Consider the following 10,781-nt stretch of genomic DNA (forward strand, 5'->3'; position numbering starts at 1 on the left):
GATTTAGAATGCGGGAAAATAGAGAAACCTAAGAAAAAGTTGTATGACTTATTTAATGTTGACAAATCCTCTTTCTATTACATAATCAACCTTTTGAAAGACAAAGGGCTCCTTGATGATGGCAATAAATTAACAGATATGGGGGAAGTTGCTTTATTGTAAAAATGGAAAAAAACAAAAACTGGGTTGAGGAAAATTTAGAAGATATTGAATGCGTGCTTTGCTGGAGCTCTGACAGCAACATCCTCAATCATAATGGAACACACATAATTTTCCATACAGTTGACAGAACAATACTTTTTCTGGAAGAAGCTTTAATAAATCACGAAAAAAATGGCGTGCTCGTTTATCCAGTAACCAAAACAGAAGTTACAGTGCCTATGTGTGTGGAAGCTTTATATTCATTGATGAAAAATAAAACTTCAAGAAAAAAAGTTCTTCTTATCAGCCAGAATATTGCGGTAAGAGAATTATACTGGCAGCTTAAAGTAAACTATTTGAGACTTAATGAAGTTTTTCCATTGGGAATAATAAAGATGGATGGAACAGTTAAGCCTCAACTGAAAACATCAGACGTTTCAAGGATCTCTGATGTTCAATGTTCTTTTTTGCATACAAGCAATCCAAAATTCATGCCAAATGAAGATATTGCTAAAGAAATAGGCTGCATAATTATTGATGCTACAGGTTACGATAAAAACTTGCTCAAAGAAATCATAGAATGGTCTGAAAAAAACGGAGTGCTGTCATTAATCATCCTAGAGAGCAACCCTTACTCTGAAAATTTTGATCTTTTCAAATCTTACGGAATTCCTGTTTGGGGATGGGATAGCAATAGCCTAAGCGCTGATTTTGAGAATGATCTTGAAGAGTTGGAAAAAAACCCGCAAAAATATTACAATCCTTTTTCTCTGTCAGTGTTTCATATTCGCAATTGGCTGAAAGGCATAAAACGAGAATTTATAGAAGTTAAAGATGAGGAAATAACAAACGCCCTTAACGAAGCTTTGCAATTATATTTTGATATAAAAAAGCTTTGCAAAAATACAAAAAACGAGGCGCTTTCAAGAGCTCTGATTACTTATTTGTCATGCAAATATGCTTTTGAAAGGATGCTTGCGCCTTTAGAAATTACTGAAAATGAATGCAAAATGACTTTCCTTGCTAAAACGATAGAGAAAAGAATAGAAAATTTAGAATATTGGCAAAACATTCTTTCAACTCAAGACCCTTATTTTGGCAGCTTCTGGGGAAAGACCTACAGTTTAATAAAAGTTTTATATCAAAAATTCATTTCAAGAGGAAATCCTAAATATGAGCAAATAAAAAAGATCATCAAAGAATCGATAAACAACAACGAAAAAATTTTAATCTTCAATTATAGCGAGCCTTATGCGAGGGCTTTGAAAACCGCTTTAGAAAAAGATTTTGCCTTATCTGATGAAGAACTTCAAGAAAAAGGAATTTTTATCACAAGCATAAACGAAAGGCATGTTGAAGCGGATTATGATAAATGCATTATTTTTGGACAAATGCCTTTTCGGGCTTCTTGGTTATTAAGAACTGCTTGCGCTCATAAAGTTATTTTCTTGGTTTATCCATCAGAAAAAGCATTATTAAAGTATCAATTTGAGAGCGAAGAAAAAAAATTCACAGATTCTTTTGGAAGAGGCACCAGGATTAATTTTCTTAAAAGGATATTGAAAAAAGAAGACCTTAAAAGATTGCCCCCTCCACCAAAGCCAGGGATTCAAAACGTTTTCTCTTTAAAGCTCGATGAGAAACAAATTAAGGACGAAGAGAAATTAAAACCTCTCTTGTCTGACATAGAAATAGATGATGAGCTAATATTAGAAGAAGAAATAGATTTTGAAGATGAAGATGAGCTTGAAGAAACATCAATAAATGAAGAGGGGAAAGTCGTTGTCAAATGTTGTAAGATTGTTTTGGAAGATGGCGGAGTAATGTACGTCAGACCTTCCCGAAAGATACCTATATTTAAAAACGGAAAAAGGCTGGAGTATGTAAGCGTACAAAAAGCGCGAGAAGGAGATTTATTAATAGTAGTCAAAAACAACATAAAGAACAGTTTAGCTCAAGAAATAATAAAAAAAGCGGACAATCACCCTAGCATGCAGAAATTAAAGTTTCTTGTGAATTCATGGGTTGTTGCTTTAAGGAAAGGCATGGCAGAGCATAATGACAGCGTTCATAAATTCTTGGAAAAATTACAAGCAGAACAAAAGAAAGAGAACTCGCCAGTAATAACTAATTGGCTGACAATACAATTATGGAAAGAAGGATTAGTCATAGGACCTCAAAATTCTAAAAACATTAAATTCATAGGAAAGATATACAATCAGCAATATCTTGTGGATCATTATAGGGAAATTGGCGCAGCAATAAGCAGGTTAAGAGGAATACACCATAGATTGCTAAGAAAATTAAATGACATGGTTTTAAGAGCAGGATTAAAAAGCATTAGCGGCTCTATCCAAAATGAATTAATTGACGAAGAATTTAATTTATACGTCGAAGATTTTGCTGATATAATCTCGATAGAGAAAATAAAATCGATATCCTTGAATGAATCTGCTGAAAGGTCAAAATTAGATAAAATAGTGAGGTATGAAAAATGACAATAGATAATAATTTAAGAAGAAAATTTGTAAAACATGTTTACAAAAAATTAAAGGAAAGATTAAGCGGTTCGGGTTGCGATAGAGTTTACGGGGATAAACCTCAAATCAAATTTTTTGTTGGATCATTGTGCAGTCAAGATCCGAAGAGTTCTTTAGGCAGCATAAGAACAAAAGTTGCACCCGTTAGAATGGGAGTGGAGTTTCTTTTAAACAAAGACGATGTGGCTAATGCAACTTTGAAGATTAAACCAAAAGCATCTGTCTTTTTTAAAGTGATCCCCGATTATGAAGAACAACTTGAAGCAGCTGTAAAAAAGAGCAAACTTTCAAGAGAAGAATTCATTAAAGAAGTAGAGAAACAAAAAAAATTATCTGAAGAAGGCAAAGAAGATATAAACTTAGGCATCAAACCACTTACAGTTTTCAAAAAGCATAAAATAAAAGATGTTTTGTTGTCTTGCAAAATTTCTGAAGTTGTAGAAAAAGATTTTGAAGGAGAATTTGAACTTCCTGGCGTGAAAGAACTTGTAGAAGACGCGCACAATGCTTACAAATCAGAGGAAAGATTATACCGTCCGAAAAAAAGAAAAAAAGATGAGATGGAATCTAAAATACCTCTTTCTGTTCTCTCATCTGAAGAAGATTATTACAAATTCATGAGCGAATGGGGAGAAAAAGATGTTTATCCTTCATGGGATTTTAAAATTGTTGTAAAAACAACAGAGTTTAATGACTCTCAAATAAAAGTGAGCGTTCTATTCGAAAATACTTGCGTAGCAAAGGAAAATGATCATATTGATAATTTTCTCTTTGACACGCATCTTGACGTTGAAGTGGAAGGTGCTAACATCCAGAATTTTATAATCGATTATCTTAATGATCATTACAAATACAATGGAGATATGGGCGCCAGCGGAATAAACTGCGAAGCCAAAAGAACAGGCAACAAAATCGTAACTGAACACATGCCTTTTTTTGAACAACTCAGGCTTAAAACTAATGACAAATTAAAAGCAAAGTTTGAAGATTTGGCCTCAGACAGAGCTGTTGAAGTGCTGGAAAAAATAGCAAAAGAAATGAGGAGATATCTTGAAGAAGAATACAAACGTTTTGGAAAAGAAGCTGTTTTCAAATCAGACATAGGAAAGAAAAGATTTGAGGAAGATATGAATGCTTTTGAAGATGAGATAAAGAGATTCGAGTATGGAATTGAAATTCTCAAAAAATATCCTTTAGCCATGAAAGCATTTAAAAAAATGAATTTGAGTTTTTTAAATTCTAGCAAGAGCAAAGCGTCTGACAAGAAATATGATTCATGGAGAATATTTCAAATAATCTTTATCGTAATGAATGTGCCCGATGTCGTTTCAATCGAATATCCTGAGGTCAAATCAAATTTTGAAAGAGTTGAAGTCCTTTATTTTCCAACAGGTGGAGGAAAAACAGAAACCTATCTTGGGCTTGCAATATTCACTTTATTCTTTGATAGATTAAGAGGTAAGAAATTTGGCGTGTCAGTTATGACAAAATTTCCACTTAGGCTTCTTTCTCTTCAACAAATTCAAAGAATAGCGAATATCTTAGCGCAAGCAGAACTTATTAGGAGAGAAGATCCGGAAACAAACAGCGAGGGTTCTGAAGAATTCTCACTAGGATACTTTGTTGGAGATAGAAACACGCCTAATAAACTCATGAGCAAAGGAACAATATTCGGCGGGCAAGATAAGGATCTTCTTACTCCGATAGTAACTGAAAGAAATCAGATTCTAAAAGGAGAACTTAAATTAGATGATGAGAATTTAGAAGGTAGAAAATACCTCATTATCTCAAAATGTCCCTTTTGCGGAAGCAAAGAGATAATGATTGATGCAGATGTTGAAAAGATAAGGCTAATGCATAGGTGTATGAATAAAGAATGCCAAGAAGATGTTTTGCCAATTTACGTCTCTGATATGGAAATTTACAGATATCTCCCTTCTTTCATTATTTCAACTTTGGACAAAATCGCCATATGCGGGCTTCAGAAGAACTTTAGAAATCTATTCGGACAAGTAACCCATAAATGCCCTCTCCACGGATACAGCAATTCTTCTGAGTGTACTGAAAAATGGTTATGCAAAGCAGACAAAGAGAAATTTGAAAAAATAACACCTTATGATCCTGTTCCAACGCTCCAAATACAAGACGAAATGCATTTAGTAAGAGAATCCTTAGGAACTTTTAACTCTCATTATGAAAGCTTTTTAGAACACTACGAGAAAATGCTTACTAAAGGGAAACGCAGCATGAAAATACTAACAGCAACTGCAACTATATCCGAATATAAGATGCAAACAGATCATCTATATGCTAAAGATGCGTGCCAGTATCCTTCTCAAGGACCAAAGATCTCTGAGTCTTTTTATGCTTCTGTGGACAATGATGATTTAAATAGACTCATAATAGGGATAACTCCTCACTTCAAAACGATGATATTTTCTGTTCTTGACGTAATCGAAACATATCATGAGTTGATTCAAAGATGGCATTCTAAACCTCAAGAATTGATTGCTGAGTTAGGCGTAGAAGTAACTAATGAAGAAATTAAGGAAATGCTAAAAGACTATATGATAAAATTATCTTATCATCTTGCAAAAAGCGACGGAGATAGCATATCAAACTCAATAAGGACTATGACAAATAGGTCTTTGAGAGAAAAAGGGATACCAGAAATAAAACAAAGCCCGCTTACGGGGGACGTATCCTTCAATGATGTGAGGATAGTCCTTGATAAAATTGAGAACCCTAAAACAGAGGAAGACATGATTGATTTAATTATTGCCACTAGCATGATATCTCATGGGGTGGATATCGACGCCCTAAACTTCATGGTATTCATGGGAATGCCTCATAATACTGCAGAATACATCCAAGCTAGCAGCAGAGTAGGAAGGAAATACCCCGGCATTGCAATTGTAATATTTAACCCGACCAGAGAAAGAGATCAAAGTTATTTCAAATTTTTTACAAAATTCCATGAATATAAAGATTTGCTAGTGGAAGCAGTTCCGATTAATAGGTGGGCTAAATTTAGCATAAACAGAACTGTGCCGGGCATATTTAGCGCCTCAGTTTTAAATTATTTTGATGCCATTGCAAGCCCCCAACTAAAAGGCAAATCCTTAAACATGAGCAAGGTTTTTGAAAAGGCCATTGATGAAGGAATTATCAATGAAGAGGAAATAAAGCAGTTTCTTCTTGAAAGTTACAAAGTGAACAAGGATACTATTGGATTTGGTTTTGATAAAGTTATAGAGGATAAAACAGAAACATATATCCACGAGATTACTCAAACTTTAGGAAATGAGTTTATTACAAGACCCATGTCCGATAAACCCATGACAAGTCTGAGAGATGTTGACACGCTCATAGACATTAATCTGTCACCCGACGGGATGATGATTTTGAAGAACATAAAAGCAAGCAGAACTCCTGTCTTTGATGAAGAAGAAAATGAGGAGGATGAATAAGATGATGAGAAGAGGTAAAAATCAAGTTCTTTTTAAATTTCTTCCAGGAAAACCCATAGATTATAATCAGGGGAATGCAATTGCTCTGGTTGAGAGGTGGTTCAGTCATAAAGTTGATGATGTTAATAAAACAAGGATCATAAAGGAAGTCTATAATGCTATAAGATCATTTAAGTCAAAAAGAGGATATCCTAGAATTGCAAGTCCAGATTCCTTTGAATTGTTATCTCCTGTATTTGTAGAAGCCGAGTTATTCCCATTGACTTTTATTTGCGATTCATGTAGCAGAGCTTACAGTTTTGGCTCTGTGCAACAACTTAACAGAGTGTTAAGAAAACACAAATGTATTTCCTGCGGTGGGAAATTAACGCAAATGGATTTGGTATATACCCATGAATGCGGGCATTTATGGGCTCCGAAAATTGCGCCATGCAAAGAACACGGATTTGAAAAAATCATTCTTAATAAACATGGCAGTAATTCTCCAAAAGATTGGCGTTGGGAGTGCGGAATATGCAAGAGGGAAACATCCTCCTTAAACAGTTGGTGCCCTGCTTGCAAAGGAACATCAAATTCTCAAATTTGCTATCCAAAACCATTCAGGCAAACAAACGTTTTCACACCGCATTCATTAACTCTTGTCAATCTTCAAAATTTGAATGAAGATAGGATTTACGAAGATGATATCTTCAAAAAGTTGATATTGGCCAAATACATGGATTTGTTTAAGAAGCATAATTCAACTTTTCAAGAATGTTTAGATGTTTCTCCGAAAGACGATAATAAGCTTGATCAATTGATTAAGGAGCTCAAAGCGAAAAATATGTCCGAAGAGATGATAAATCAAGTTCTGGAATCAATGAATAAGGTTAATCCGAACAAGAAAGGCGTTAGGGATGCTATAATCAAAGAGGTTGAAACATTGATTTCACCTCCAGAAGGAGATATGTCTGGTGTAGCCTTAAAAGCATATGAATTTATGGAGACTTTAGATTCTTCTGCTTCAGTTCATATAAAAAGGATTGTAGAAAGTTCAGAGAGAAAGAACCATCCTAAAATAGAACAAATAAGAAAATTTCCTAAAAAATTAGAAGAAATCGGAATTAAAAATGCATATGTGCTTAATGATCTCTCCATAGTTAAGTTAGTCTACGGTTACACAAGGGGCGCTCCTGACAATAAATCAAATGAGGATAAAAGGACTTTGAATAGATTTGCTACTGATAAATCAACTGACCAAGGAAAAACCCCCATTTATCTTAATAAAGCAAATACTGAAGCGATTTTATTAGAATTTGATAGATGGAAGATTCTGACCTGGTTAAAAGAAAATGGTGTGATAGATGAGGTCCCTTCTAAAGATGATGAAGCGGCATTAAAGGCTTGGTTTCTGAACAATGTGCAAACAGACAGAATCTCTCCTTTTAGAGAGATTGATCCGCAACTTAAAAAAACAAAAATGGTATATAAACTTCTGCATTCTATAAGTCATGCTCTATTGACGACTTGTTCTGTTGAGTGTGGAATGGATAAAAATTCTCTGGCAGAACTTATCTTCCCATCCATTCCCGCGATAATCATTTATTGTAGCAACGTTCAAGAATTCCAAATCGGCGGGATGTTCACTTTATTTGAGAATAATATAATCCCATGGGTTGAGAAAACACTCACCAAAGTTGGAACCTGCATATATGATCCTGTTTGCATGGATCATCAATCAGCTTGCCATGCTTGTTTGCATTTAAGCGAAATTTCTTGCGTACATTTCAATTATGATCTCGGGAGAGATATCCTAATTGGGAAGAAAAATAGCAATGAAGAAATAATCGGTTTTTGGAGTAAAAAATTCCTTAGAAAGGTCAATGTTGAAAATGGTTGATGTATTCAGCAAAGAGAAAAGAAGCTGGATTATGTCCAGAATAAGATCGAAAAACAGTAAATTAGAAGTGTCTTTCAGAAAAATTCTTTGGCGTGAAGGCTTTCGATACAGAGTTCATTATAAGAAGCTGCCTGGCAAACCAGATATCGTTTTTACAAAACAAAAAGTTGCTGTCTTCATCGATAGTCATTTTTGGCATGGTTACAACTGGGAAAAGAAAAAGAAAAAACTAAAAAGCGAATATTGGCAATGGAAAATTCCATACAATATGGAACGTGACAAGAGGGTTAATAAAGAATTAAAAAAAATGGGCTGGAAAGTCTTGAGGTTCTGGGAGCATGAAATCAAAAAAAATCCTTACTCATGCATAGATAAGATTAGGAAAGCTCTTCTCTAATTTTATCTAACATCGATTTGTTTAATCTTCCATGAGCTATTAGCCTAAGTTCTCTTAAGAAATTTATTACATCCATTCCGCTAATCAATTTAATTGGGTAACTATCTTCAAATAACTCTTCTTGTGCTTGCATTGAAAAATATGATGTTGTAATAAATAACCCATACTCCCCCCTATTCAGCTTGGCAGCTAATCTTGAGAGGTCTTTCGGTCCGACAGCGTTATTAGGTCCGAATTTTTTGGCTTCGCCTTTAAAGAATATTGTATAATTTAGAGGATAAGGCAGTGTGAAATGGCCAAAAAAGTCGAATCCTTTATCTTTTACAAATCGAGTATTCATAATAGAATGTTTTATCCCTTTTATGCTTTCAATGAGATAAACTGTAAACCTTTCGAACTCTTTGGGTTTTAACCTATGAATCTCTTCCAGAATTTTATACTCTGAAGAATTCTTAGCAGGAAGCTGTTCTTCTTTTGATTTAATATTCTTTCTCCATACTTTCAAATAAGCTGGTTTTTTCCCAGAAGTATAATCCTTCCAGATTTTAGGAGGCGTATATTTCTCTCCTTTGACTTTTTTATGAATCCAATCTAAATCCACTGGATCAATGTCTAATATTTGAAGAACAGCTCTATAATTTCTTACTGGTTTGCCTTTATCTTCAAACCAGGTTCGTTCAAGATTCTCCATAACGCATAAACCTTCAAATATAATCTTCCCTCTTTCAGGTTTTGAGAAAAACAATATTGGAGGAATTTCTTTTAAGTTCCCTTCTAAAATCTTATCATGAACTTTTTTCAATATTTTGTTTCCCATAAAGTCTTCGCATTTGCGTTTTTGATCGGCTTTTGCATCACCCCAATAATAAATAACTCCGTTGTTTCTATCTATCACATCTTCCCAAGGATTATGATAAGAACTCGAGGCTGTTTTCGTAATCAAAATCAGTGCGGCTGGCAATTCTTTTTTATCTTTATAACGCAACCACCTAATCCCTGGCGAATTCATCATCCCAGAAACTCCAGGTATATTAATCCAGCGCATAAACTGATCTTCTTCAAAGTTAGGGTTGCCTTTGTCTACATATTCTTTTCCAATCTCAAAAATACGCTTCATGATCCTGGATTAATAATATTCTTTTAATATATGCTTTGCTATCCTTTCTGCTAATGCCGGAGGGACTGCATTCGCAATTTGCTGCGATACTGCTTCTAATGTTCCTTCAAACACAAAATTATGAGGGAAAGTATGCAATGTAGCCTTCTCTCTGTTCGTAAGATATCTGTCTTCATCGGGATGGATAATATAATTATTTGTGATTGTTATTGATGGTTGTTCATTATGCAATCTTCTGTAATAACTGCCATATCTCTTCACAGTCACTAATTTTCCGTTTCTCATTTTCTTAACTTTAAGATGGTCTGGAAGATGTTCGTAATATCCTCCTGGAGGAATGTGCTTAATTCTTTCTAAAACGTGCGGTTCGTTTATTGTGATCTCATGATTTTTCAAATTTTTGTGCTTGCTTAATCGCTTAAGAAAAGGTCCAACTACTGATATCTTTTTAGATTCCTTGGGGAATGTTATTTCAACGTCTTTTCTTGATGTTGCCAGGAAAATAACCCTTCTTCTTTTTTGAGGAACACCATATTTTTCCGTTTCGAATACTTTATATTTTGCGCGATATCCTGCTCTATTAAACGACCTCAATATCATGTCTCTGAATGGTTTATCATGTTCATCTTTTCTCACCAAGAGGTCCGCAACATTTTCCATTACAACGAAATCAGGTTTTAAAATCTTAATCATTCTGATATAATCTCTGAATAATTGATTTCTTTCATCATCCCTTCGAAGATTGTTATTGTTAAGCCTTGTGAAACATTGGCAAGGAGGCCCTCCTATAACAACATGGATCTTTTTTACATTCCTTTTGTCTAAAGCATCTTTCAACATTTTAGGGCTTATGTTTCGAATATCTTCCTGCAAAAATTCCGTATTTGGAAAATTCCTTCTGTAAGTCCTGGCTGCAGGTTCCCAGAAATCACTTGCAAGGACTATGTTAAACCCAGCTTTTTCAAAGCCCAAATCAAAACCTCCGCAACCGGAAAAGAAGCTTGCAACATTTAGTCTCTTGCTCATTTTCATACCCTTTTAACTTCACCTTATTTTATTCTTTATTTTATTTCTCTTTCAAGTATTTTTTTATAAGCTTAACAATAATCTCATTCATTACAGTTTTCTCGTCAGTTGATTTCTTCTTCAGTTTATCTCTTAATCTCTCATCCATTTTCAGCTGAAATGATTTTTCTGCCATTTTTATCACGTTTGCTCCTAAACAATAGTTATATTA

The 10,781-nt window shown here is 34.4% G+C and carries 6 protein-coding genes; 4 read left to right on the forward strand and 2 right to left on the reverse strand.

The annotated features are described in order from the left end of the window. Positions 1 to 164: 164 nt before the first annotated feature. From D6734_10875 to D6734_10890, 4 genes are read left to right on the forward strand one after another with little or no spacing between them, the layout of a single operon-like run. Positions 165 to 2,639: a hypothetical protein gene (locus D6734_10875; protein RMF93078.1), complete on the forward strand. Its 2,475-nt coding sequence runs from the start codon at positions 165 to 167 to the stop codon at positions 2,637 to 2,639. Continuing rightward, on the forward strand, positions 2,636 to 6,151 hold the full coding sequence (locus D6734_10880) for a hypothetical protein (protein ID RMF93079.1): 3,516 nt from the start codon (positions 2,636 to 2,638) through the stop codon (positions 6,149 to 6,151). Before D6734_10875 ends, D6734_10880 begins: the two co-directional genes overlap by 4 nt. Position 6,152: 1 nt before the next feature. Then, the gene (locus D6734_10885) at positions 6,153 to 8,030 is read left to right on the forward strand and encodes a hypothetical protein (protein ID RMF93080.1); all 1,878 of its coding nucleotides are present in this window, start codon (positions 6,153 to 6,155) and stop codon (positions 8,028 to 8,030) included. Then, complete coding sequence (locus tag D6734_10890; protein RMF93083.1) at positions 8,023 to 8,427, forward strand: very short patch repair endonuclease; 405 nt, start codon at positions 8,023 to 8,025, stop codon at positions 8,425 to 8,427. Before D6734_10885 ends, D6734_10890 begins: the two co-directional genes overlap by 8 nt. Here D6734_10890 and D6734_10895 read toward each other — a convergent pair. Then, positions 8,408 to 9,544, reverse strand: a complete 1,137-nt coding sequence (locus D6734_10895; GenBank protein RMF93081.1) for a restriction endonuclease — start codon at positions 9,542 to 9,544, stop codon at positions 8,408 to 8,410. The two genes, D6734_10890 and D6734_10895, sit on opposite strands and share 20 nt — an antisense overlap. Before the next feature lie 9 nt (positions 9,545 to 9,553). Then, entirely contained in the window at positions 9,554 to 10,576 is a 1,023-nt protein-coding gene (locus D6734_10900) for a DNA cytosine methyltransferase (GenBank protein ID RMF93082.1), read from the reverse strand. Between the last annotated feature and the right edge of the window lie 205 nt (positions 10,577 to 10,781).

This window comes from Candidatus Schekmanbacteria bacterium, assembly GCA_003695725.1.
Classification (GTDB): domain Bacteria; phylum Schekmanbacteria; class GWA2-38-11; order GWA2-38-11; family J061; genus J061.

Excerpts from the sequence above, each read along its gene's own strand:
- D6734_10875 (RMF93078.1), top strand. The coding sequence starts at position 165 with ATGGAAAAAAACAAAAACTGGGTTGAGGAAAATTTAGAAGATATTGAA.
- D6734_10880 (RMF93079.1), top strand. The coding sequence starts at position 2,636 with ATGACAATAGATAATAATTTAAGAAGAAAATTTGTAAAACATGTTTAC.
- D6734_10885 (RMF93080.1), top strand. The coding sequence starts at position 6,153 with ATGATGAGAAGAGGTAAAAATCAAGTTCTTTTTAAATTTCTTCCAGGA.
- D6734_10890 (RMF93083.1), top strand. The coding sequence starts at position 8,023 with ATGGTTGATGTATTCAGCAAAGAGAAAAGAAGCTGGATTATGTCCAGA.
- D6734_10895 (RMF93081.1), bottom strand. The coding sequence starts at position 9,544 with ATGAAGCGTATTTTTGAGATTGGAAAAGAATATGTAGACAAAGGCAAC.
- D6734_10900 (RMF93082.1), bottom strand. The coding sequence starts at position 10,576 with ATGAAAATGAGCAAGAGACTAAATGTTGCAAGCTTCTTTTCCGGTTGC.